The sequence below is a fragment of the Neolewinella persica DSM 23188 genome (genome assembly GCF_000373105.1).
Lineage (GTDB): Bacteria > Bacteroidota > Bacteroidia > Chitinophagales > Saprospiraceae > Neolewinella > Neolewinella persica.
Map to the genome: position 1 here is coordinate 58,664 of NZ_KB890430.1, position 23,587 is coordinate 82,250.

The 23,587-nt window shown below is 51.8% G+C and carries 15 protein-coding genes and 6 tRNA genes; 5 read left to right on the forward strand and 16 right to left on the reverse strand.

Annotated elements, in window-relative coordinates; all coding sequences use genetic code 11:
- Window positions 1–3: 3 nt before the first annotated feature.
- Window positions 4–3,291, reverse strand: coding sequence for a CheR family methyltransferase (locus B036_RS0112295; protein WP_026231928.1), 3,288 nt, complete (start codon window positions 3,289–3,291; stop codon window positions 4–6).
- Between the two features lie 973 nt (window positions 3,292–4,264).
- Window positions 4,265–5,293, reverse strand: a complete 1,029-nt coding sequence (locus B036_RS0112310) for a chemotaxis protein CheB (RefSeq protein WP_020569027.1) — start codon at window positions 5,291–5,293, stop codon at window positions 4,265–4,267.
- Window positions 5,294–5,651: 358 nt separating this feature from the next.
- Here B036_RS0112310 and B036_RS0112315 point away from each other — a divergent pair, with 358 nt between their 5' ends.
- Complete coding sequence (locus B036_RS0112315; protein WP_044102569.1) at window positions 5,652–6,230, forward strand: Crp/Fnr family transcriptional regulator; 579 nt, start codon at window positions 5,652–5,654, stop codon at window positions 6,228–6,230.
- Between the two features lie 197 nt (window positions 6,231–6,427).
- Here B036_RS0112315 and B036_RS0112320 read toward each other — a convergent pair whose 3' ends face one another.
- On the reverse strand, window positions 6,428–9,697 hold the full coding sequence (locus B036_RS0112320) for a S41 family peptidase (protein ID WP_020569029.1): 3,270 nt from the start codon (window positions 9,695–9,697) through the stop codon (window positions 6,428–6,430).
- A gap of 170 nt (window positions 9,698–9,867) precedes the next feature.
- Between B036_RS0112320 and B036_RS0112325 the strand changes: the two genes are divergently transcribed.
- Window positions 9,868–10,860, forward strand: a complete 993-nt coding sequence (locus B036_RS0112325; RefSeq protein WP_020569030.1) for a DUF4421 family protein — start codon at window positions 9,868–9,870, stop codon at window positions 10,858–10,860.
- A 121-nt stretch (window positions 10,861–10,981) separates the two neighbouring features.
- Here B036_RS0112325 and B036_RS0112330 read toward each other — a convergent pair.
- The 6 genes from B036_RS0112330 to B036_RS0112350 form a co-directional block, all read right to left on the reverse strand.
- Window positions 10,982–11,056: transfer RNA gene (locus B036_RS0112330), tRNA-Trp, on the reverse strand.
- 40 nt (window positions 11,057–11,096) lie between these two features.
- Window positions 11,097–11,164: transfer RNA gene (locus B036_RS0112335), tRNA-Ala, on the reverse strand.
- Between the two features lie 11 nt (window positions 11,165–11,175).
- Window positions 11,176–11,249: transfer RNA gene (locus B036_RS0112340), tRNA-Gln, on the reverse strand.
- 44 nt (window positions 11,250–11,293) lie between these two features.
- Window positions 11,294–11,367 (reverse strand) — tRNA-Arg (locus tag B036_RS0112345).
- A gap of 7 nt (window positions 11,368–11,374) precedes the next feature.
- Window positions 11,375–11,447 (reverse strand) — tRNA-Pro (locus B036_RS33555).
- Between the two features lie 141 nt (window positions 11,448–11,588).
- Window positions 11,589–11,661, reverse strand: a tRNA-Leu gene (locus B036_RS0112350).
- A gap of 590 nt (window positions 11,662–12,251) precedes the next feature.
- Here B036_RS0112350 and B036_RS0112355 point away from each other — a divergent pair.
- Window positions 12,252–13,586, forward strand: a complete 1,335-nt coding sequence (locus B036_RS0112355; RefSeq protein ID WP_020569031.1) for a T9SS type A sorting domain-containing protein — start codon at window positions 12,252–12,254, stop codon at window positions 13,584–13,586.
- Window positions 13,587–13,662: 76 nt separating this feature from the next.
- Here the strand turns inward: B036_RS0112355 and B036_RS0112360 are convergent, their stop codons facing one another.
- From B036_RS0112360 to B036_RS29140, 3 genes are all read right to left on the reverse strand, one after another.
- Complete coding sequence (locus B036_RS0112360) at window positions 13,663–15,810, reverse strand: prolyl oligopeptidase family serine peptidase (RefSeq protein ID WP_020569032.1); 2,148 nt, start codon at window positions 15,808–15,810, stop codon at window positions 13,663–13,665.
- Window positions 15,811–16,016: 206 nt separating this feature from the next.
- Window positions 16,017–16,490: a DUF305 domain-containing protein gene (locus tag B036_RS0112365; protein WP_020569033.1), complete on the reverse strand. Its 474-nt coding sequence runs from the start codon at window positions 16,488–16,490 to the stop codon at window positions 16,017–16,019.
- A gap of 87 nt (window positions 16,491–16,577) precedes the next feature.
- Window positions 16,578–17,117 (reverse strand): DUF3347 domain-containing protein, encoded by a 540-nt coding sequence (locus tag B036_RS29140; protein ID WP_020569034.1) that lies wholly within the window; start codon window positions 17,115–17,117, stop codon window positions 16,578–16,580.
- A gap of 36 nt (window positions 17,118–17,153) precedes the next feature.
- Between B036_RS29140 and B036_RS0112380 the strand changes: the two genes are divergently transcribed.
- Together B036_RS0112380 and B036_RS0112385 are read left to right on the forward strand one after the other, a co-directional pair.
- Complete coding sequence (locus tag B036_RS0112380) at window positions 17,154–19,112, forward strand: phytoene desaturase family protein (protein WP_211217394.1); 1,959 nt, start codon at window positions 17,154–17,156, stop codon at window positions 19,110–19,112.
- 12 nt (window positions 19,113–19,124) lie between these two features.
- Window positions 19,125–19,373, forward strand: coding sequence for a DUF7218 family protein (locus B036_RS0112385; protein WP_020569036.1), 249 nt, complete (start codon window positions 19,125–19,127; stop codon window positions 19,371–19,373).
- A gap of 9 nt (window positions 19,374–19,382) precedes the next feature.
- Here B036_RS0112385 and B036_RS0112390 read toward each other — a convergent pair whose 3' ends face one another.
- From B036_RS0112390 to B036_RS0112405, 4 genes are all read right to left on the reverse strand, one after another.
- Complete coding sequence (locus tag B036_RS0112390) at window positions 19,383–19,952, reverse strand: helix-turn-helix transcriptional regulator (RefSeq protein ID WP_020569037.1); 570 nt, start codon at window positions 19,950–19,952, stop codon at window positions 19,383–19,385.
- Window positions 19,953–20,097: 145 nt separating this feature from the next.
- Window positions 20,098–20,385 carry a heavy metal-binding domain-containing protein gene (locus tag B036_RS0112395; RefSeq protein WP_020569038.1) on the reverse strand — a complete coding sequence of 96 codons (288 nt, stop codon included), beginning with the start codon at window positions 20,383–20,385 and terminating at the stop codon, window positions 20,098–20,100.
- Window positions 20,386–20,426: 41 nt separating this feature from the next.
- Window positions 20,427–22,301, reverse strand: a complete 1,875-nt coding sequence (locus tag B036_RS0112400; protein ID WP_044102573.1) for an efflux RND transporter periplasmic adaptor subunit — start codon at window positions 22,299–22,301, stop codon at window positions 20,427–20,429.
- Between the two features lie 2 nt (window positions 22,302–22,303).
- The gene (locus B036_RS0112405; protein WP_020569040.1) at window positions 22,304–23,563 is read right to left on the reverse strand and encodes a TolC family protein; all 1,260 of its coding nucleotides are present in this window, start codon (window positions 23,561–23,563) and stop codon (window positions 22,304–22,306) included.
- Between the last annotated feature and the right edge of the window lie 24 nt (window positions 23,564–23,587).

Here is a 23,587-nt window from a genome sequence, read left to right on the forward strand (position 1 = left end):
GGGTTACTTTTCCGGGGTACCTTCATCCATGTTTGTAACAGTTACGCAAATGATTTCTCCACCGGAAATTACCGGTTCGTAGGCTACGGCCAGGGAGTCGCCGTATCCCGAAATTGTCAAATCCTCTTTTTGATAGACGACTACTTCACGATAGCTACCATTTTCAATTCTCGATAGGGCCTCTTTTATCAATTCCCATCCGCTTTCGGTCAGAAATTCCCTGATGTTTTTCTGAATGAAATCCTCGGGACCTTTGTATGGTTCGTGGCTTTTATTGAGGTCGAGAATATTGCCATCCAGGTCCATTAGGCCGGCCTGGGTCTCGGTTGCACGCAGCCGTTTCCGGTATTGTTCCAGCAGCGTCAAAGTGTTTTGCAGCTCGATCACCTCGGAGGAGACATCCCGCATAATCAGAATGGCTTGGTCTTCCCGACTGCCATGCGAACCATTGGTTCTGGCGGGATTAGGGATGAAGGTGATTTCAGCGTACACGGCCGATTCCCCCTCACCACTTATTTTTATTTTTTCCGTTATAGCAACCTTTTCGTCAAAAACACTACGCAGGGCATTATGAAACTTCAACTGTTCCACATCATCCTCTATCACGTCTACGATGTAGGCACCCAAAAGATTCTCTACCGGAACATCAGGAGATATCCAACGATTGATTTGCTCAATACGAGCGCGCTGACTGACCAGCGCAATGGAATTTTCCGAATAGTTGAGCAAGACTTCATACTTCGCTGCGGTTTCACTAAGTTCTTGCCTTGCTTCCACCAACTCGTTGATGTCGATAAAAGTAATAATAAGGCCGATACCTTCGTCTTTGTCGGGGATTAAATGGGGCAGTATGCGAAGCAGGTAATGGCGTCCACTGCTATCAATGATTTCTTCTTCGTAGCGTTGCCTTGTGTCGAGGACCTGACGGCAGTTATCAGTTAAATGAAGGTCGGTGAAGGAACTGGAGAAGGCAGAAAGAGGACGGCTGATGTCCGTTTCGTGGAGATCGAACTGACGCCGAATGCTGGGGGTAAAGCGCCGGATAATCATATCTCTGTCAAGGAAAATCGTTCCTATTTCGGTGCTTTCCAAGAGTTGATTGATGTCATTGTTGAGGGTTTTCAGCTGTTCGTTCTTGAACTGCATTTCCTGGTTGACCGTATATAATTCTTCGTTGACGCTTTGAAGCTCTTCATTGGTGCTCTGCATTTCCTCGTTAGAGGCCAGAAGTTCCCGGTTACTTGTCTGGAGTTCTTCATTGGTTGCTTCCAGTTCGGTGAGTAGCTTGCGGGCCCGTTGCTCGGAAAGGATGAGTCGTTCCTCCAAAGTGTGAATTCTCCGCTGAAGTAGTTGGTCTGCTTTTAGCGGCTTTCCAGGATTTTCATCTTCGCTCAAAAGTGTTTTTGGAGAGATCTGGATCATCACTAATTTACCCGGGTAGCTGTCAAGTTCAACCTGACTAAGCATTGCTTGGTAGGTAATCCCCTTTATATCAAGTGCATCAACGCTAATTTCACTATTGGCGTCTTGATTCTCTGAGCTGAATAGGGCGTCTATTCCTGCCCGGAGAAGGGTTACAGTATTGTTATCCAGGACCTTATCAAGGACAAATTCCGTGTGGAATTTAGGAAAGTGAAGAACAGCGTCGAGGTTGCCATTTATGTACGCAATTTCAAAAGCTTGATTTAAAAACAAGCAGGCGGGTGCATACTGACCAGCGAGGTATTGTGCGAACTCATCGAAATTGCTGGCCCGATAGTTTTCTCTTGAAGAAACCTGGTTAATGATGTTGTCTTCCATGCCTACATTGTTTTCGCGTGCTGCTATGGATAGCCGTGACCTTTTGCTCAAGTCTAAATGCCGTTTTTCTATCGGCCGGGGGGTGAATATCTTCCAACGGCGGTCTATGCTTGAAAAAGCCTGTTGCATCCGCCCCAGGCTTTCGCTCGGACCCAGCATCATGAATCCTTCAGGATTGAGCGAGAAGTGAAAATTAGACAGGATTCCTGCTTGTGCCGCAGCGTCTATATAAATCAGAAAGTTCCGACAGCTGAGAAAATCGATATGAATAAAGGGAGGGTCAGTAAGGAGGTTTTGAATGGCGAAGAGAATTTTCTCTCTCAGCCTCGGAACTACCCGGTACCCCCCATGGGTGTGCTGTAGGTATTTTTTTAAATAACGTTCGGGGATATCCGCAAAAATGTTCTCTTGATAAAAGCCTTCTCCGGCGACTTTGATCGCTTTGGGATCGACGTCGGAAGCTAGAATCTTATAATCTAAGCCTTTACCGTGCACCGATAAATAATCGTCAAGCACCATTGCGATAGAGTAAGCTTCCTCCCCCGTACTACAGGCCGGTACCCAGATACGCAGCGGTCGGTCGGGGACGGCCGAAGCCACCAGTTGAGGCAACACTTTTCGCTCGATCAATTCAAACGCCTGGGGGTCACGAAAAAAACGGGTTACGCCAATCAGAAAGCTTTGGGCAAGAATTTGTAGTTCTTCTTCTTTGCTGTCCAGTAGTTCCAGATAATCGGTAGGTTGATCGATCATGTGGATCAACAATCGCTTTTCAATTCGGCGCCTGATGGTTGAGGGGCGGTAGTGACTAAAATCCATCGTCAACCCTTCGTTGATTCGGCGAATGATTTCCGCAATGAACCCTTCAAATTCCGGCTGAGCCAACTCCTGAAAAACTTTCACCTGGTTAGGACCGGGCTCCCGGAGAGCGATGGAGGTAATGGTCTGAGCCAATTCTTTTGGCGAGCCGATATAGTCCGCTACCTCGAAGCGTATGGCAGCGGCCGGCATACCAGAGAACTGAGCAGAATGAGGAGATTGCACCAAAACGATGCCACCGCTCTCCTTAACGGCCTTTAAGCCGCGGCTTCCGTCGGACCCCATTCCGGAAAGAATAACGGCAATACCGTAACTTTCCTGATCAACGGCAAGGGAAAGTAAAAAATGGTCTATCGGGAGGTAAACATAATCGTTCTCTTGCTCTCTTGGACTAAGAAGAAGCCTACCTTTCTTGACGGTAAGCTCTTTGTCGGCAGGACGGATATATACGGTGTTAGGTCTGGGGGCAGTGTCTTCCCGTAAGAAAGTCACCTTCATTTCCGTGGCACGACTGAGAATTACCGCAAGATTACTGTCGTAGTCGATGCTTAAATGCTGGACGATGACAAAAGCAAGCCCCGTGTCACTTGGCAGTGTACCGAGCAACGATTCGATGGCTTGGAGCCCTCCGGCGGAAGCTCCGATACCGACAATGCGGGTATTATCTTGCAATGGGTTGATAAGCTTATTTGAAAAAATCAAAAGCCAATATATGAGTCAGGAGAAAGAAACACAGTATTGGATCAGGAACTATTAATGGCTAAGCTTGAAAATGGTTGACGGTGGGGCAGACTGCTAAAATTTCACACCAGTCAGAAAATATGATAATTCGTCCGTCTCACTAATCGTCAACCGTAATTTCACAAACTATTTTTCAGGGTTAATGTAGAGGCAAGGTCGTTTTTACAGCCATTTCCAAAGCCTGTCCCACTCATGGAGAGCAGTATGGTGATTATCGGTGGCTATTATTGCTCTTCTCACTTTCAAAACATTGCGGATCAATGTTTGGCGCAGACAAATGTCATGTAACTGCACAATGTTTGGGTAATTTTCTGTTGTTACCGTTTTCCATTTCCCAGCGATACAGCGAATAAACGAGAGGCTATACGTCCAATAGTAGCGATCTACTGAGCACCAATCTTTTAGTTCGTGCTTGTCAATGAATGCGAGCGATTTTTCTGTCTTTTTTTCAAGAACTTGTAAGGATCTAAGTCGAAAATCGACGCAGCTCAAATCAGAAGGCATATGGTTCACGGTGTGTATTGTTGGCTGGTGAGACATTGTACAGTCAAAATACGTGCCAACCTGATAAGTCATTGATAATCAGCTAAACTCAATTTTGCAAGTCGATAATTTTTATCAAATACAATAAACTTAATTATTATATTTAATACCTTTATGCGATATAATATCTATGAAATAAGAAATTACGTAAAGCAGCCTTTTTTAGGCGGTGAGTCTGCTGCTGCTGCAGGTGTTCAAACCGGCCTGGGTGCCGCCAGCTGACAAGAGAGGGTAAAAGTAAAATAAACTTCGATAAGAGGAGTAGGTAAACAAGGCCTTGATCGCCTGGTAACGTGTAAGTCTTACTGCCTGATCGTTTTTTATCTCCACTTTTCTGACGAGGTCTGGATTACAGGTGACGTTAGTTTTCAAGTTCCAGTTCCTGGCTTTCCATGATGGTGGACTTGATAATTTTTGATCGCCTTGAGAGGCTATTTGCATTATCCCGGTACTTACCCGCGATCTTAGCATGGCCTTCTGTCTCCAGTATATCGGCCATATGACCTAGCAGCAGTTGACCTTCTTCCATTCCTCGCATGACTTCCCACGTACTTGCTTCTATATTATTATTGATGCCAACCAATAGAGAGTCAGCGGTATGGGCATGGCCCGTGTGGCAGCGAAATCTTTTTAACTTGCCTTCAGCATATTCCGTTAGCGCGCCATGACATTCCGGACAAGTTAGGGGGGAAAATTTCCCATAGGTAATTACACCTTTTTTTAATGCATTCTCTCCTTTTGCAACCCCAAGTTCAAATTCGACGAAGTTTTTCCGCCCGGCAGTAACAGGTATGGTAGATTGCTTTCCGGAGGTTATTTGTTTGCTTAAGGAGCCGATTAGCTGACCGATCTGATCGCCAGGTAATTCGTAGTCAATTTCATTATACATGGCTGCACTGACGGGCATTCCATCAAAAACGGCATCTTCCCTGGACTGGATGACGGAGGTGCCACTAAAATGCTTTATGTTCCACAGACCGGAAGTACCGTCGTTCAGCGCACCGCTGAGAATTATACCGACAACCCTTTGCCGATAAGAGTAGGCAGCTGACCTGAACAGGGCATCAACGGAAGGCCGCCAATGATTCTCCTTGGGACCTTTGGTGACCAGCATTTTACCGCCTTCTAGTATTAGATGGTGATCCGGAACAGCCGTGTATATCGTTCCGGGACAAATGGTCACGTCGTGTTTAGCATTTAAGACGGGGAGCTTAGACCGGTAGCCTAGAATCTGGTCTAGGTTATTCTCTGCGTATGAAGGCATGTGCTGGACTACGAATATGGACGCCCTGCAGTCTTCAGGTATATTTTCAATCAAATTCAGTAGTGGAGTCATTCCCCCGGCTGATGCTCCGATTACTATAATAGCCTGTTTTTCATCATTGAGCATACTACTTTTTGTAAATCAAACAGCATGTCATCAGTAGAGGTTCTGTATGAGTTGGGAATGAACATTGTTAAAACAGCTAAGGTTTAACCTGAATATTATCACGGTAGAATATGAGAAGATTTATTTCTCAGTCGCAGTTCCTCTTCTTCGCTACCCGCTTCTTTAACACACACTACTATGGCAGCAGGCATCCCCGAAGTCTTAGATTAACATGGATTACTTTTTTGCCAATAGTCCGCTGCACTTGGGTTTCTCTGCCCGTGAAGGTGAGTATTAAGAACTGGCGTTTTCAAGAAGTTTTCTTGTTGCAAAGAAAATCAGGTTGGAAAATCTTCAACCACTTACATGAAAATATCTTATGAATTTACAATTAATGAAAGCCCTGGAAAAGCAGACAACGCTTACTCAGCAACAGCTGGAAACGGTTGCGGAGTATGCGCAAGAAAAGAGGTACAACAAGGGTGATTATTTTCTGAAATTTCCAAAGGTGAGCACTGAAATTGGCTTTGTCCTGTCCGGCGTTTTACGGTATTATTATTTGGACGATGAAGGCAACGAGGTGACGGCAATGTTTATGCAGGCTAACGACTTCTTTACCGACCTGAAAAGCTTCCAAAACAGAACGCCTAGCAGCGGATTCATCCAAGCGGAAACGGACGCTAAAGTACTGGTATTTGACGCTCAGGCAAACGAAACGCTACTCGGAAGCGTAGACGGCTGGGCACTGGCACTTAGACAAATTACCCAAAGCAGGTTATTAGAACAGTTGCAATTTTCAAGAAGCCTTATCAATGATGACGCATTGGGCGCCTACAAATCTTTTATTTCAACTTACCCTGAGATCGCCAATAGCGTTACGGATCGGCACCTTGCTTCATTCTTAGGTATTTCCAAGTACACTTTCAGCAGGATCAAGAACCAGGTGAAAAAAGATTAAGCGAGTTGCTATATCGCAACGCGCTGTAACAAATAACAACGTAATCTTGTGCCTCATTCAAAATGGGATTACAAATAAGTGTTGTTCAAGTGTTTTTCATTCTAGTAGCCAGCCTTTGTTAAGGCTGGCTACTTTTTAATAATATTGAAGGCACGGTAGTTGTTAGTTTAGAGCTACAGCCGGGTAGGGCCACTTGCCTACTTCATCAGCTCCTTCACCGCCCGCACCAGCTGCGCGTCAACGCCTTTGGCAATATCGCCCGGCAGGTTCTTTACGCGCACGTCCGGCTCCGTCTGGTTATTCTCCATCCAGTTGCCGTTGATGTCTTTGGCACTGACCGGAACTACGCCCCAGACTGATCCATCGGGCAAGCGCTCCCACCCTGCGAAGGAACAGGTTCCGGGTGTCGGCATACCGAGGGTGGTACCAATCTTGAGGTCGTCGTAACCGCAGGCGAAGCAGTGCCCGTCGGAATATTGGGCTTCGTTGATGAGGGCAAGCGTTGGCTTCGTCCAACGGGAGGTCGGCTCTCCGCCTACCACCTTAGCTTCCGTCTCGTAAGTGATGAAGGAAACCCCGGTGAAGAACATCGCCAGATCTGCCACAAGGTCACCACCGCCGTTGAAGCGGGTATCGATAATCATCGCCTTGCGGTCAAAGTATTTACCCATCATGTCTTCGTAAATGCTCCGGTAAGGGCCGTCACCCATTCCGGGGATGTGTACGTAGCCCAGGGTACCGCCGGATAGTTTGTCCACTTCCTCTTCGTTGATCTTCACCCAACGCTTGTAGAGCAGCCCGTTTTCTTCCCCCAGTGAAATGGGTTTTACGGTAATGGATTGCTTCTTTTTTGTCGTAGGGTCAGTAACTTCCAATAGGGTGAAGTTACCCGCTTTGCGGTTGAGGTAGCTGGCTACATCGCGGTTTGGGCTGATCGCTTCCCCGTCGATCGATTCGATGATCGTTCCGGGCTTGAGGTCAAACGCAGCACGGTCAAGTGGTCCACCATCCATTACTTCCGCGATTCTAATACCGTTACCGGTGTACGCATAATCCATAAAGATGCCCAGGGAAGCAGTGGCATCCGGATTGGTAAAGCCCTGTGGCCGGAAGCGTGCGCCGGCATGGCTCACGTTCAGCTCCCCCAGCATCTCAGAGAGCATCTCGGTAAACTCAAAGGCATTGCCGATGCCAGACAGGTACTTGCTGTATTCGCTACGCATCTGGTTCCAGTCGATGCCGTGAAAAGTCGGCTCGTAGAAGATTGCGTTGGTACGGATCCAGACGTGGTCAAACATCGCCTGGCGCTCGGCAGCTACGTCGTACTCCATTTCTCCCTTGATCTTGACCGGCGTTTTCTTACTCTTCGCCACGTCAATTTTCGAGATACTACCGCTGCTGAGCAGGTAAAGGTTTTTATGCTCCTTGTCCCATTCCAGCCGACCACCACTGCCGATCTTCATTTCCATCTTGGTCTCCTTGGTACGCAGATTAGTAGACCATAAGTTCGCTCCTTTCTCGAAGGTGGCGAGGTAGTACAGTTTCTCTCCGTCTTTGGAAAGCACGGCATCTCCCAGGCGGGAAGAGTGGATGGTGAGGCGCTTGTTTCGCTCATCGAGGTTATTCCAGTCGAAGGTGAGTTTTTTCACTTCCTTCTTCTTGTCGTCGTCCTTGTCGTCATCATCTTTATCGTCATCGTCTTTATCCTTATCGCCGTCTTTTTTGTCGTCGCCTTTTTTGTCGCCGTCCTTCTCCTTTTTCTGCGCTTCCTTGATGGCCTTCGCTAGTTTGAATTCCTCGTCACTCAGGTTAGCTTCATCCCAGGCTTCCTGGGTAAAGTACATCGAGTAAACATCCTGCTCAGACCGGCCGCTGGTGGCGTAGGACTTCAGTCCGTCCCGGTTACTTAACCAGATCATTTGCTTGCCGCCGTCAACCCATTTTGGGCGTGAGTCGTAGTAGCCACTTTCATTCAGGTTGACGCGCTTACTGCCGTCTGCTTTCATCAGCAATACATCGCTGTTGTTCATCAATACGTCCCATTCCACCAGCAGCCATTCGCTATCGGGGCTCCAGGTAAAGTACTTGTCACCATCGCTCATGTGGTAAAGTTCCTTAGGGCTGAGCAAAGTAACTTCTCCGGTGCCGTCGGCATTACGCACTTTGATGGAACGGCGGTCTTCCACCCAGGCCATCTTTTTGCCATCGGGGGAGTACTGCACGAGGTAGTTGTCCTTTTCGTTTTCGATGACCGGACTTTCTTTCGTCAGCGTAGCGGCATAGAAAAACGGTTCCTCCATTCTGTTTTTTTCGCTTTTAAAAGTACTCCACTTGCCGGCCGTTTCCCGGCTGTAGACGACAGATTTTCCTTCCGGTCCCCAGGAGACAAAACGTTCCTGCTCCGGCGTATTGGTCAGTCGTTTAGTGAAAGACTCCTCGGCGGAAGTCACGAACACCTCTCCCCGGGCAATGAAGGCAATTTCCTTACCGCTTGGAGAGACGGACATTTCAGTAATACCTCCACTGATGGTCACAAATTTATCCTGGTTGGCGGCTCCCTGGGTGATGATCGTTACGGGGAGTTTCTTCGGCTGCGCGCCTTCGCGCAGGGTATAGAGTTCGCCATCGAAACCGAAGCAGATTGTCCCGTCTTTACTTTGGCTGAGGAACCGGACGGGGTGGAGTTTAAAATCGGTTACCTGCGTAGCTTCTTTAAGGTTGCCAGCTGGTGCTTTCCATACGTTATAGGTCCCACTGCGTTCACTTAGAAAGTGCACCGTTTTTCCATCTGCACTTACGATTGGCTGGCGGTCTTCGGCAGTATTGGTGGTGAGCTGGGTATGGCTTTTGTTGGCCAGGTCGTAGCGCCAGAGGTCTCGGGTGATGGAGGAGGTATGGTGCTTTCGGTATTCGTTTTCGCCGCCTTTCTTGTCTTGGTAATACATGCTTTTGCCATCCGGGCTAAACTGAACGTACTCTGCGGGAACGGTGAGGATTTGGCTGACTCTTCCGCCGCTTACGGGAACGGAGTATAATTCTGACTGAGAGCGGTGGGGGAACTGGCGGTGCGTGACCTCGTCTTGCCGCAGGGCACCGAAGAGTACGGCTTTCCCGTCGGGCGCGAAGGTGTAGGGAGTTTCGTCGTTGGAGTGATAGGTCAGCCGGGTGGCTGGCCCGCCCTGGGCGGGCATGGTGAATACGTCGAAATTACCGTACCGGTTGCTGGCGAAGGCGAGCTGTTGCCCATCTTTACTCCAGGTCGCGGCGTAATCATGGGCTTTATGGAAAGTTAATTGCTGCGCACGACCACCGGCGGTGGCCACGGTGTACAAGTCGCCTTTGTAGGTAAAAACTACCTGATCTCCATTAGGAGAAATGGCACTGTGACGGAGCCAGTTGGCGGTTTCCTGGGCGCGGCCGCAGGTGCACAGAACGGTAATAAGAAGCAGGGTGAGCAATGGACGCATCTGTTGGGTTGGTTTTGGGGTGGGAAGGTAGGGAATTTGGGCTATTGGTGGGTTGCGCTCGAATTGAAAGATTTCAGTACGAACCAGAGGTACAACAACCACGTATTTGATAAGAGTGGGCGTCGGATTCAGCCACGGTTAATCGCGTCTTTCCTTATAAATCATTATCAATGCGGCTTACTTTATTCTTATTTCCCTGCTTCCTGTTTTTCTCCTTTCTCCTTTCCCCGCTGCTGCTCCCTGCTCAAAACATCGAAATTGATACTACCTACATCGAGTCCATCCGCTACCCGGCGCGCATCAACGGAGGGTTACGTTTTCGCGACCGTACCGTAGACTTCTCCACCGCCGGCCGTGAGACTTTCCGCCTCGAGAACCGCGGACTGGCCGCGCGCATTGGCGGCCGCTACAAAGCTGTGAGTTACACTTTCAGCATCCCGATCAGTGACCTGGGTACCGGTAGTAACCTGGAACAAGGGAGCTCCCTCGGGCTCGCCCTACAGTTCTACCGTCCCAAGTTTTACCTGCTGACGGATGTTCGCAAAACTAAAGGCTTTCGTACCCTGCGGCCCGGGATGCCAGCGTCTTTCCGCCCCGATGTTGAACTGCTCACCGCTACCCTCTTCGGTTTTCACGTGCTCCGACACGACAAGTTCAGCTTCCGCTCCGCCTTCAAACAAAAGGGGCGGCAGTTGCGCAGTAGTGGCTCCTTATTATTGGGAGGGCTGGTGAACAGGCAGGTACTGAGTGCTGACAGCATCACGATTCCGCTCTCCAGCGAGGGCAACATCAATATCACGAAGTTCCGCCAGCACAAACTGGGTATTGGGGCTGGCTACGCTTATACTTACGCTTTTGACGAATTCTGGTCCATTACGCCAGCGGTTTTCGGCGGGGCAGAGTTTCGGTTCATCGATTATGACTTGTTCGGTAGCCAGCGGGAGCGCGAACGCTTTCGGGTCAGTCCCCGAATTCGGGCCCGCCTTGCCTTCGGCTACAATGGTCGCCGCAATTATGCGGCCCTCACTGGCATCTACCTTCCCAGCGTAGACGCTACCGATAATCTCGACACCCGGGTCGGAAACCTGCAAATAGAATTACGTATTGGGCGTCGGCTCGGCAAACCGATGCAAGGAGCCGGAGGCGTGGTACCCATGGATTGATTTCAGGATGGTACAGGGCGTCCATTTGGGGCCAACCGGGTCTTCTGCTCCTCTACACCTTCCTTGCACCTGCGGCCTCGCCCACCTTCCCTTCTCCCCATTCGTCCCTTCCCCCTTATTTTGGCACAGGCGCCAGGATTTGAACCCGGACCAGAAGGTTTGGAATCTCCCGTGCTGCCAATTACACCACGCCTGCGAATATATAGTCTTATGACCCTGAACTTGTTAGACTATAGTGGACCGGATGGGACTCGAACCCACACCTTCCTCCTTGCAAAGGAGACGCTCAGCCAGTAGAGCTTCCTGCCCAAAAAGCAGACCGCTCAGGGATTGAACCTGAAACCTTCGGAATCAAAATCCGACGCTCTAGCCAATTGAGCTAGCGGTCTGTAAGCGTTGGTGTGGAAAACAAGTTTCCATACCAACGCTGAAGTCAGGACGGCAGGGTTCGAACCTGCAACCGTCTGGTTCGTAACCAGAAGCGCTATCCAGTTGCGCCACGTCCCGAAAAAAGTAGGATGGGCCAGATTTGAACTGGCATTTCCTGCACTCCAAATGCAGCCTCTTAGCCGTTAGAGGACCATCCTGACAAACAGCGCCCCACCAGAATAATTCCTAGCGGGGCGCCGATCAAGTATGTACATACGAGTTCTGCTCCGCTAAGGGGCCGGGGCCTGATTCCAAGATGCTTGGCGTCGCGTATTCATTACTCGATTAATTTTGATTTGTGGCAGGAGTCGGATTCGAACCGACGGTCTCCGGATTTTGAGCCCGGCGAGCTACCAAACTGCTCCACCCTGCGGGGGGATAATGGAATGGGCGTCGGCAAAAGTTGCGGGGGAGAAAACTTTTGTTATCCCGTGCTACTTCAACAGGAACTTCTCGCCAGCGGGGCGGGGACGTGCCAGCGGGCGGGGGCGAGCCCTATGGTGTGCACACAAGTTTACAGACCCGCCGTTTTACACATCGGAGGAACTTTTTTGAGCGCTTCGGCTTCGCCTCCGTGCTCAAAAAAGATGCCTACGATGAGAAAACGGCTCGACAGTCAGGCGGTTTTCTCATCCGATGCATCTTTCAGCCTGACGTAGTCGGCTGAAAGTTCACCGGATGTGTAAAATCGCGATCATTTAGAGCACCGTAAAGATGTGTGCACACCATAGGGGCGAGCCCCGCCCCTGCTGGCCAAGACAGTATCACCCCGCGTTCGCTAAGCGAACGCGGCCAATAAACCTGACGCTGGTCGGGCGGGGCTTACCCCAGCCGACCAGCATTAAAACAAAACGTCTGGCGGCATCCACTAATCCGTAACCAGCTTATACCCTACCCCGCAGAGATTAATACGGCATCATACCTTTTCAGTAAAAAAGAGGTAATTGACCTTATAGGATGCCTTGTCTGACTTCCCGCCCGGCTATGATGGAGGAACCCAGGGAACACTTCCAAGCGGCAATGACATCTTACAACTTAGCCAGTTTGGCACCTATACAGTTGTGCTTAAAAGTCTTACTTCCATTCAAGACGATTTTCTGAATACACGTATTCTTTGTGACAACCGCGACACCTTCACCATAGTAGTAGACGACATCCCCAAAATCGACGCCGGCTCCGACGCCACCATCTGTGATGACAACATCCAGCTCAATGGTTCCACCCCCCGCAATGCTGCCGGAATTCCCGTTGACATCAACATCCTCTGGGAAACAGTGGAAAATTACCCCGGCGTCGTCATCTCCGACGTCACCATTCGCAATCCCGTTGTAACCGGCCTTGTAACCGGCCAGTCCTACACCTTCCGCTACTCCTTCCCCGGCGACCCGAACTGCGAAAAGGAGGACCTCGTCACCATCACAGTTAAGGAAGAGTGCGACGATACGCCACCGCTGACCTGCGACATCAGCCTGTCGACTCGCTGCCACGCCTGCGGTTGTAGTAAGCCGGTCTTCTCCGTCAACGTTCGGGACAGCAACGGCGATAAATTTGAATTCGGGACGTTCCAATTAACCTGGCTGCTGGACGGTGTCCCCACGCAGATCGGCCTCAACTCAGACGATATTGTGACCCATTACGAAGGCCCGCTCGTCGTCACTGCGCAGATAACCTTTATGCTGGAGAATGGCGAGGAATGCACCATCGAGGAAAGTATTGCCGTCACTTGCGGCGATGACTGCCCAGTGGTAGGCTTCGAATATTCTACGGACGATTGCTTCAAGGACATGTTCTACGGAGAGGTGACCATCGTGGACGGTGCCGGACACCCCCTTAGCGAGGCGAGCATTGAGTGGGACAACAATGGAATATTAGACGAAAATCCCTACATGGTTTTCAGCCAACCCGGTGAGGTGGTTCCCGTCCATATAAATTTTTACTGGCGCAAAGGTTGTTCCTTCAAGATGGATTTTGAGCCCGACTGTTTCAAGGGAAATGGCGGTAGCAAACGTGCCACAGCGAACGCCTCCGACGATGACCCCACCCATCCCGAAGCTACCGGTGTTTACCCGAACCCGGCGAGTCGCCACGAGGCCGTTACCGTTGATTTCGGCAAATACAAACCGGCCAGCCTCCGGGTACTGGACCTCAACGGCCGGGAGATTTTCCAAACCTCGGTTACGGCAGATGCGAAAAATTATCGCCTCTCCTCCTCCACCCTGCCCGCCGGAGTCCTGATCGCGGTGCTACGCGACGAAGCTGGTAATTCGCTGAGCTTGCAGCGATTTGTGGTGCGCTGATGAACTGCTTTTACTGGTTTTGCGAAAGCCCATCCTCATTTTGAGGATGGGCTTTCGTCGTTACTGGCCAAAGGTTCTACCCCTTCAACTTTTTCGGCAGCTCCCGGAAGCCCATATTATAGAGCGTAAAGCCAAACATATCCACGGCCTGCTCAATTTGCTTACTCACGGGTGTACCGGCACCGTGGCCCGCGTCGGTTTCGATGCGGATGATCACTGGATTGTCTCCCGCTTGCTTGTCTTGTAGCTCAGCCGCAAATTTGAAGCTGTGCGCTGGCACCACCCGGTCGTCGTGGTCCCCCGTGGTCACCATAGTAGCCGGATACTTCGTACCTGGCTTCACGTTGTGTACTGGCGAGTACCCCTTAAGGTATTCGAACATTTCCTTATTATCGTCGGCGGTACCATAATCGTAGGCCCAGCCGGCACCGGCCGTAAAGGTGTGGTAACGTAGCATGTCCATTACACCAACTGCGGGTAGAGCGACCTTCATCAGCTCAGGACGCTGGGTCATTGTAGCGCCTACCAACAGGCCACCGTTGGAGCCCCCGCGAACGGCCAGGTAGTCGGATGAAGTATAGTTTTCACTGATCAGGTATTCCGCAGCGGCGATGAAATCATCAAATACGTTCTGCTTTTTCAGCTGCGTACCGGCATCATGCCAGGCTTTGCCATACTCACCACCGCCACGGAGATTTGGTACGGCGTAGATACCGCCCTGCTCCATCCAAACAGCGTTAGTGATGCTGAAGCGCGGCGTCAGACTGATGTTAAAGCCGCCATAGCCGTAGAGGATGGTCGGGTTTTTACCGTTGCGTTCCATTCCCTTCTTGTAGGTAATGATCATCGGCACTTTCGTTCCATCTTTAGAAGTGAAGAACACTTGCTCGCTTTCGTAATCGTCTGCATTGAAATCGATGGCTGGCTCCTTGTACAGATTGGAGGCGCCGGTCTTGGCATCGTAGGCATAGATGGAGCCCGGGGTCTTGTAGTTCGTGAAGCTGTAGTACAGCGTCTCAGCATCGGCCTTACCGCCGAAACCGCCCACGGAGCCGATACCCGGCAGGTCCACTTCGCGCACCAACTTTCCGTCATAATCATACTGTTTCACTTCGGAGATCGCGTCTACCATGTACTCTGCAAAGATGGAGCCGGAGCCGGTCCGGGGACTCAGCACATATTCCCGTTCGGGGATGAGGTCTTTCCAGTTGGCGGGGACAGGGTCGCTGGCATCGACCGTAACGATTTTCTGGTTCGGAGCATCCAAATTGGTAAGCAGGAACAACTTTGATCCCTTGTTATCCAATACGTTGGTATCGCTGTCTGCATGGTCTACGATCGTCTTCATCGGGCTGCCAGGCTTGCTCAGGTCCAGGAGAAACAGCTTATTACCGGAGGTGGATACGCTGGCAGAAATGAGTAAGTAGCGGTCGTCTTCGGTGACCGAAGCACCGACATAGCGATGCTTTTCTGCCGGAGTACCGCCAAAGATCAGGGCGTCACTACTCTGGGGCGTGCCCAACTTGTGGAAATAGAGCTTGTGCTGATCTGTCTTGGCGGAGAGCTCACTACCCTTCGGCTTATCGTAGCTGGAGTAATAGAAGCCTTCATCTCCTTTCCAGGACATACCGCTGAACTTGATATCGACCAGGGTGTCCTCCATAATCTCCATCGTTTCGGCGTCCATGATGATGATTTTCCGCCAGTCGCTCCCGCCTTCGGAGATGGCGTAAGCCGTGATTTCTCCGCTCTTGGAGAAGCTCATTCCACCAAGAGAGATGGTACCGTCTTCACTGAATTTATTTGGATCTAGGAATACCTCGTCCTCTCCGTCTTCGTTCACGCGGTAGAAGACAGACTGGTTCTGGAGGCCATCGTTCTTAGAGTAGTACGTATGGTTTCCTTCCGTGAATGGGGCACTGATTTTCTCGTAATTCCAGAGTTTTTCCAGACGTTCTTTCAGGGCGTCGCGGAAAGGGATATTCTCGAGGTAGCTGAAGCTGACTTTGTTCTGGCTTTTCACCCATTCCCCGGTTTCAGCGCTCCTGTCGTCTTCCAGCCAGCGGTAGGGATCGGCGACTTCAGTACCGAAGTAGTTAGTAACTGTATCTACTGATTTGGTCTCTGGGTAAGTAAGCGGCTCGGGAGCCGCCACGGTGTTGTCTGCTTCCTGGCAGGCAAACAGGCAGAAAAAAGCGAACAGGCAGAAAAGGAACTTTTGCATTTTATTTGGATTGGTTAGGTCTGCAGATGGAGCAGATTAAAGGCAGGTAAAATAAGGCATTAAGTAGACTCCTGCTTTATGGGTCCTGAATCTTCTTTGGGCGCAAACGCAGGTGCAAGAGAATGGTTTATAAAGCGGAGCAGGCCAACTTCTCTCTTTATTGGTTAAAAGTAAGAAAACACTGCGTTCTCTATTCAAAAACCATATCATTCCGCCCGCTCCAACCGATAAATTATCTTCTTCATTTGCGCGATCTCCCGTTCCTGCGCTTCAATGATCTCCTTGGCCAGTTCAATCGCTTCGGGGTCCTTCAGGTGCGCCTTCTGACTCACCATAATAGCGGAACTGTGGTGCGGTATCATGGCTTTCATCCATTGCACGTCACTAACAAAAGTTTGCTGGCGCATCCCGGTGTAGCACAGTACAAACGTCAGCACCGCCACGCCCAGAATGGCGTAATTCCAGGCCTTCTTTTTATACATCCCCCACATAAACAGCAGCATGGTGAAAGCCATCGGGGCAATCATCAAAAAGGTCATGTAAGTGCGGGTCGGGGCGAGGTAAATGTGGTCGAAAACGTCGACATTGAGGTACATTACGGCGTACATAATGACGAAGGAGGTCGCCATCATGATCGCAAATTTGAGGTAAGGGTTCATCCCTTCTTTGTGGTCGTTCATTGGTAATTGTTGTTATCGGCCGCAGGTGTGGGCGCGGCCGCGGGTGCAATAAAAAGTGGTTAAAAGGCAATGGATGTTTGCCGGGGTCTATTTGATTTCAGCAACGACTTTGCCGCACTTCAGCATCTTGTCGCCGTAGTAGGGATTTCGGATATCGGATACGTCAGAGAACCAGTTCCCTCCCGCACCATCAAATGCCATCGGACAATACTGTTTGTACATGACCCCATCGGTGATGCCTTCGGTAAAGAGTGGTTCCAGGGCTGTGGTCAGATCAGCGAAAGCGGTGCGTATGGCCTCCAGGTCACCGGCATCAGCTACGGCCTGCGCCTTCATCCGGACATCAGGACGGTCATCGCCCAGCGCCTCGGCCATGTTGGCGGCTGCGGAGGTTGCGTCACCGGCATTGCTGTTCACCAGTGCCGTGCGGAGCTTCAGGTAGTACTGATAAACTGTTTCAGTCATACCGTCAGCAAAAGAGGCATCGAAGGCATCCGGCGTAGCGGCCTTTTCCGCCTTCACTTCTTCCGGGGTGTTGAGCGAAACGTCGGTGTGGTTATCTCCGCCGCCACAAGCCGTGAAAACGGTTGCGGCGAATAGAATAATGGAATAGAGTAAATATTTCATGGTTACTGGTTGTATTAAAATTATTTAATGGTAAGCATGGCCACAGCCATCTCCACCTCTTCGACGATGGTGACGGTACACATGGGCAGATTATATACGTCGCCAACGCAGGCACACATTGTTTTTCGTTACCTGGTCGACGCATCTCCCGCAAGTCAGGCCTGCCAGCCCAAAGGTCTGTTTGGTCATTGTGACTGTTTCCATACCCTTAAAAACAAGCTACTCAGCGCTCAAGTGCGACATGATTTAGGCCTAAACTATCGAAATATTGACTTTCTGCACTTTGTTGAAGGACAGCGACTTATTGATGGTGAACAACAACCTGCCCCCTCCGAATTTTATTCCGGTGCGAACCCGTGGACCGGGTTCTACTTTATCTATTTAGAAGCTTTTTCGGAAATTTCCAACCGCCGCCCCCCCCAAAATCCAACCTTCATGTCCAAAACCATCCACATCATCGGCTCCGGCATTAACAGTCTTTGCGCCGCCGTCGTCCTCACCCAAAAGGGACATACCGTCCACGTTCACGAGCGTAATGCGCACGCTGGCGGAAACATCCTGACCAAAGAGCTTACGGTACCGGGCTTCAGGCACGAAATTTACTCGGGCTTTCACCCCTTGTTTACCACCGGTCCGTTTTACCAGGAATACCGGGAGCTGCTGGAGGAAAACGGACTGACCTACCTTAATACCGATATACCTACCGGCGTCCTGTTGCCCAATGGTAAAAGCACCGTTTTTTATCGTGATCGCAAGGAAACCATCAGGGAGATGAACCAAGTAAACGCCGGAGATGGAGATGCCTACGACGAAGCGATGGCCAAGTTCGAAAAGAACGCAGACCTGGTCTTCGGCTTACTGAACACCGAGCTTTGGTCTACGGGAGGGGCAGGCCTGGCCGCGAAGAGTGTTTGGAATCTCGGCCCCACCGGACTGCTGGAGTTTTTTGGCGAGACGCTTCCCGACGCCCGCAAATGGCTCGACAATACCTTCGGCAGTGACCTGAACAAAGCCCTCATGGCCCCCTGGGTTCTGCATACGGGCCTTGGCCCCGATAACCAGGCCAGTAGCCTGATGCTGCGTGTCATTTTCGCCAGTTTTGAGCAAACCGGGATGCCCGTCCCCCGGGGCGGTGGCTCCGAACTCGTCAAGGTCCTGGTCCGCGTTATCGAAAAAAACGGTGGCAAGGTCCACCTGAATGCTAACGTAGAGGCCATCACCGTCACCGATGGTAACCTGCGAGGACTGACCGTTAACCGAGCCCATCACGATGCCGACGTGGTGCTGGCCAACGTTACCCCAACCGCACTATATCAACGGTTGTTACCACAAAGTGAAGTTCCGGAGGAAGTGAAGAGTGACACCGCGAATTACCGCTACGGCCGTGGCAACATGCAAATCCACCTCTCCCTGGACCATCCCCCGGCCTGGCCCGACGAACGCCTGCTCGAAACTGCCATCGTCCACGTCACCCCCGGTCTCAACGGCGTAAGCCGTGCCGTCAATGCCGCCCTTAACGGACTACTTCCCACCACCGGCACCATCGTAGTCGGCCAGCACACCGCCCTCGACCCCAGCCGCGCGCCGGACGGCAAATGGACCGTTTGGTTACAACTCCAGGAGCTACCGGGCTTTCCCACTGGCGACGAAGGAGGCACGATCAATTGTCATGGTGAATGGACCCCGGCCATCGCAAATGCCTACGCGGACCGGATCATCGACCGGTTGGACAAACAGCTGCCGGGCTTCAAGGAAAGCATCCTGGAACGAAACATCATCAGCCCCGCAGAACTGGCCAAACGCAACGTCAACCTGGTTAATGGTGATCCCTACAGCGGTGCGGCCAGCCTGGACCAATTCTTGTTCTGGCGCCCCCTGCCCGTCCTGCGCGGGCACGCCACTCCGATCAAAGATCTATACCACATCGGTGCAAGCACTCACCCCGGGCCGGGCCTAAACGGGACTTCCGGATACCTTGTAGCGAACAAAATTTAAACCAAAACGACCATGGCAAAAAATCACGGACCAAGCATCAAAAATGACGAGCAATACGAAGCCTTGCGCGACGAAGGGATGAGTAAAGAAAAGGCCGCCCGTATCGCCAATACCCCAAACGCCGGTAAAAAAGGTGGAAAGGCCAGGCCCTACGAAGAAAGGACCAAAAAAGATTTGTACGAACAGGCCAAAAAAATAGGGATTGAGGGGCGCAGCAAGATGAACAAATCCGAACTGATCGAAGCGCTTCGAAATCACTGATAGTGCGTCTTAAATCTCGTCCAATGCCCTGGGAACAAAATCATTGTTTTTACGATACGCTGACGGCGTCACCCCCTCCTCCCGCCGGAAGGCGGCAGAGAAATGAGATGGTGCCGCGTACTTTAACCGGCGGCTGATGTCCGAAATGGGCGTATCCGTCGTCGCCAACAATTTGCGACTACGTTCCATCCGATGGTCGGTGTAGAAGGTCTCTATGGTCCGGCCGGTGACCGCTGAGAAGGTGCGGCTCACGTAGCTGTACTCTTTAAATACCGCATTCACGATCAGTTCCGAGAGGTTTACAGTGGCGGATGCCGCATCATTGTACACATGGTCGATTACAACACCTTTTACCCGCACTATGAAACCGTGTTGATCCTCCCCTAACCGAAAGCCTATCGCTTCCAGTTTCCGCGCTACCCGCTCCATTACCCCATCTCCTCCTGGCGGTGGAGTTGCCCGGACTTCCCCCAGCGTTATGTCATGGATCGTCCAGCCCGCTTCCATCAGGATGCGCTCCACCGCCAGGATGCAGCGCTGGCAGACCATGCCGTTGATGTAAATGGTTTTGGGTTCCATGAAGGGTAAAAATTGGTTTGGCGTAGCGATGCCCCCTTATGGCTAACCACCAGATATTTATTAAAAGAATCAACCCCTGCCCGCTAACCAGTCGCTGGTAGCGACCAGTTAGCGGAAGTAGAAGGAGGATAACCAGGACTGCCGTTTAGTGCTTATGTCCGTTCTCCGTATGGTCTGCCTGGGCGATGTAGGCCATGCCGCAAGTCGGGCATTCGCCTTCCTGGTCGCTGCCGCTATCGGCGCAGTGCATCGGGCAGACGTAGGCGGAGGTAAATTCCTTGCCCTCTCCGTGTGGGGTTTCAGTAACGGCTTCCGTTGTGGTAGCGGCCTCCGTTGTAGTTTCACTAGCCGACGCAGCATCACCACAAGCGGTGAAGGCGAAGGTGAAAGAAAGGACCAGCATCAGGGCGGTCAATGATTTGAAAAAACGCATATTGAGTAGAATTTGGAGCAGTACTCCAGGTTAATTATTGGTTACAATTCATCAGTTACGCTCCCGCACTTCAGCATCAATTCACCGAAGTAGGGGTTACGAATTTGTTCTTCGTTACTGAGCCAGTTGGCACCGGCATTGTCAAACGCCATCGGACAATGTTGTACGTAGTAAGTGCCTTCTACCCCAAAGGCCGTCAGGGCATTGATCAGGGCCTGGGAAAGAAAGCCAAACTGTTTCCGCTGGGCTTCTACGTCGTCCTTTTTCAGCAGGGTGTTCGCGTGGGCTTGCACTGCTTCCAGTTGCTGCATCCAGTAGACGTGCGCGTCGCCCCTGACCAGGCTCATATTAACCTTTGTCAAGGCTTCCTGCAGCGGCACCAGTAAGGCTTTATCCGCCAGCTCAGTAGCGACCATTCTATCTTTCAGGGGCAAGTAAGTCTCAACGATTTTACCCAGCTGTATCCGAAAGGCTTCCGGTGTATCCGCCCGGTAATCAGGGATGGGTTGCTCGGCGGGCGTTAGCCCTGACTGGTTCGCCGCAGAATTATTCCCCTGCACCAGCACATCCCGGTTCATCATCGAAGCTTTATTGTTGAGCTGAGCCGAGGCGTCGATCTGGAAGGCGCCGTTGACGACCACCCGGTCGCCAGCAGCCAGGCCCGAGGTAATTCGGTATCCTTCCCCTACCCGCTCACCAACGGTGATCTCCCGAAATTCATAGGTTGGTACTTCCACACCCGGCAACTCTACGTAGGCAACGGAGCGCTCGCCCGTCCAAAGCACCGCACTGCGGGGAACCACCAGCTCGTCGGCCGAGGCGGCACTTACGCCTGACTTGTCCGCCGAGCGATTCCGCACCTGAATCGTCCCCTCAATAAACATCTCCGGCTTCAGCCGTCCCCCACGGTTGCTGACCTCGGCGCGCACCGCCGCCGTCCGCGTCTTGGGGTCAATGACCGGGTCGATGAAAGTTACCCGGGCGTTGTAGGTTTCTCCCGGCCGGGAAGCGACAGAAAAAGTGACCTTGTCCCCCACCCTGATCAGTGCCAAGTCAGTTTCGTAAGCATCAAACAGGGCCCAAAGATTACTCAGATTGGTATAGGTATATAAGGCCCCGCCAGCCTTAACGTACTCCCCTACTTCGGCCTTGGTCTCTAGGATGGTCCCGCTACGGTCTGCGTATATCGGGAAATTGCTAATCACTTCGTCGGTGGATTCAAGTGCGGAAATTTGCTCTTCGGTCACCTCCAGATTACTCAGCTTTGTACGAGCAGCAGCAACCAGCTCCGGGTTGACATCGGCAAACTTTTTGGCCTGTAATAACTCTTCCTGCGCAACGACCAGGTCTGGAGAATACACCGTTGCGATCCGCTGGCCGGCGCGAACCTGCTCTCCCGCGAAGGAGACAAACAAGCGCTCGACCCGCCCACCGAATTCGGAAACTTCGACGGCGGCAGTCCTTGCGTCGGGGGCGAGGCGACCGGTTAGCTTCAACCCTGCTTTTGAGTCCTTCATTGCACCTGCGGCCGCGCCCATATCCATTCGCCTCTCCCCCGGCCCCTCTCCCCCGGAGAGGGGTGACGTCGGAGTATCTCCCACAATCATAGTTCTCACCCGCGCCATGGCCACCGCCGCTTCCGTCATAGTCAGTACTGCCGGATCGGTAGAATTCCCGGTAGACAACGGAATGAGATCCATTCCGCAAATCGGACAGTCCCCCGGCTCATCACGTTGGATCTGCGGGTGCATCGAGCACGTCCAGACCTGCGCTTCACCGCCGCCTGCGTCCACCATTTCGTGATCATGTCCACTGTGGTCATCCATTTCCTCGGCTGAACCACCGAAGAGAAAATAGCCGCCCATAAGGCCCAGGGCTACCGCCCCAAAAAGGTAAATTATCGTTCGAGTATTCATCTTCAATTATTTATGAGGTAGCGATCAATCACCGCTCTTTGGACAAGGATGTTGGTTTGTGCGAGCACCGCTTTAGTGCGGAATCCGATCAGTTCGTTTTCTAGCCGCAGCAGTTCGTCAAAGGCGCGTTGACCGTTGGCAAATTCACTCCTCGCAATCGATATCGTAGCATCCATCACCCGCGATTGTTCCCGCAGGAAGTACAGCTCATTGGCGGCGTTATCAATGATGTTCAGCGCGCGCCTGATCTCCGCGCGGAACTCATTTTCGGTGGCCTCCCGCCGTGCCTCCAGCGCAAGAATCCGGACTTCTTCTTCCTGCCGCCTGGCGGAAAATTTGCCTTTGCTCAGGGGGATAGTCACCATCGCGCGCGAAAGAATCACGTCACGGCCGTTGCGTGGAGGGTCCATGTCGTCCCGGAGGCCCGTAGCGATGTAATCAATACCAATGCCAAAATCCGGGCGCTGATCCAGGTTCGTTAATTGAATGGCTGCACGGTTGGCTTCTTGTTGTAACCCGAAAATCCGGAGCCCCGGGTGATTGCCCAATTCGGGATCGTCGTTGGCCAGATCGGGGGCAAAATCCAGGGTCTCCGCCACCCGTCCGGCAATATTAAGACGGGCCTCCACCTGGGTATCCGCCGGGCGGTTGAGTAGCTCATTAATGGTCACCATTTCCTGCTGTGCGAGGTAGCGGAGTTCCGCCAATTGGCGGTCCACCTGTTGCCGCTGCAGTTGAATCCGGTACACGTCCACCGAGCTTCCCTTGCCGCTTTCGACGCGGCTTAATGCCAGTCGGTTAAGGCTGGCATAGAGGTCGAGACTTTCCTCCACTACTCCCCGTCGGGCCTCCAGGCCAGCCAGACTGAAGTAGGCTTTTTCCAGTTGAAAAATCAGTAATAACTGACGGGTAGCCGCTTTTTCTAATAGAGGTCGGGCGCGGGCATCCGCCGCAGCAGCCATCGCGGCAAGCTTACCTGGCCAGGGCAACATCTGCGTGGCACCGACCCGGAATTGTTGTGGGCCAGTTCTTGTTTCCACCGGAAGTACAAAGACGCCGGCACCGACCTCCAGGTCGGGTAATTGGTTCTGCTGAGCACCGATTTTCATGGCTGCGTTATAATCGAGTTGCAGGGCACGGAGTTCGGGGTTTTCCCGGCGAAGTTCTGCTTTGAGGCTGTCGAGGCTTTGGGCGCGGACGCTGGTGCAGAGGAAGGTTAGGAGGAGCAGGGTTAGGGGCATTTTCGCGTTGAGCGTTCTCATCGGATGCATCCTTTTTGCTGACAC

Bases quoted from the DNA above. Each gene is read 5' to 3' on its own strand.
- B036_RS0112310 (WP_020569027.1), bottom strand. From the start codon at position 5,293: ATGCTCAATGATGAAAAACAGGCTATTATAGTAATCGGAGCATCAGCC.
- B036_RS0112315 (WP_044102569.1), top strand. From the start codon at position 5,652: ATGAATTTACAATTAATGAAAGCCCTGGAAAAGCAGACAACGCTTACT.
- B036_RS0112320 (WP_020569029.1), bottom strand. From the start codon at position 9,697: ATGCGTCCATTGCTCACCCTGCTTCTTATTACCGTTCTGTGCACCTGC.
- B036_RS0112325 (WP_020569030.1), top strand. From the start codon at position 9,868: ATGCGGCTTACTTTATTCTTATTTCCCTGCTTCCTGTTTTTCTCCTTT.
- B036_RS0112360 (WP_020569032.1), bottom strand. From the start codon at position 15,810: ATGCAAAAGTTCCTTTTCTGCCTGTTCGCTTTTTTCTGCCTGTTTGCC.
- B036_RS0112365 (WP_020569033.1), bottom strand. From the start codon at position 16,490: ATGAACGACCACAAAGAAGGGATGAACCCTTACCTCAAATTTGCGATC.
- B036_RS29140 (WP_020569034.1), bottom strand. From the start codon at position 17,117: ATGAAATATTTACTCTATTCCATTATTCTATTCGCCGCAACCGTTTTC.
- B036_RS0112380 (WP_211217394.1), top strand. From the start codon at position 17,154: ATGGCCACAGCCATCTCCACCTCTTCGACGATGGTGACGGTACACATG.
- B036_RS0112385 (WP_020569036.1), top strand. From the start codon at position 19,125: ATGGCAAAAAATCACGGACCAAGCATCAAAAATGACGAGCAATACGAA.
- B036_RS0112390 (WP_020569037.1), bottom strand. From the start codon at position 19,952: ATGGAACCCAAAACCATTTACATCAACGGCATGGTCTGCCAGCGCTGC.
- B036_RS0112395 (WP_020569038.1), bottom strand. From the start codon at position 20,385: ATGCGTTTTTTCAAATCATTGACCGCCCTGATGCTGGTCCTTTCTTTC.
- B036_RS0112400 (WP_044102573.1), bottom strand. From the start codon at position 22,301: ATGAATACTCGAACGATAATTTACCTTTTTGGGGCGGTAGCCCTGGGC.
- B036_RS0112405 (WP_020569040.1), bottom strand. From the start codon at position 23,563: ATGAGAACGCTCAACGCGAAAATGCCCCTAACCCTGCTCCTCCTAACC.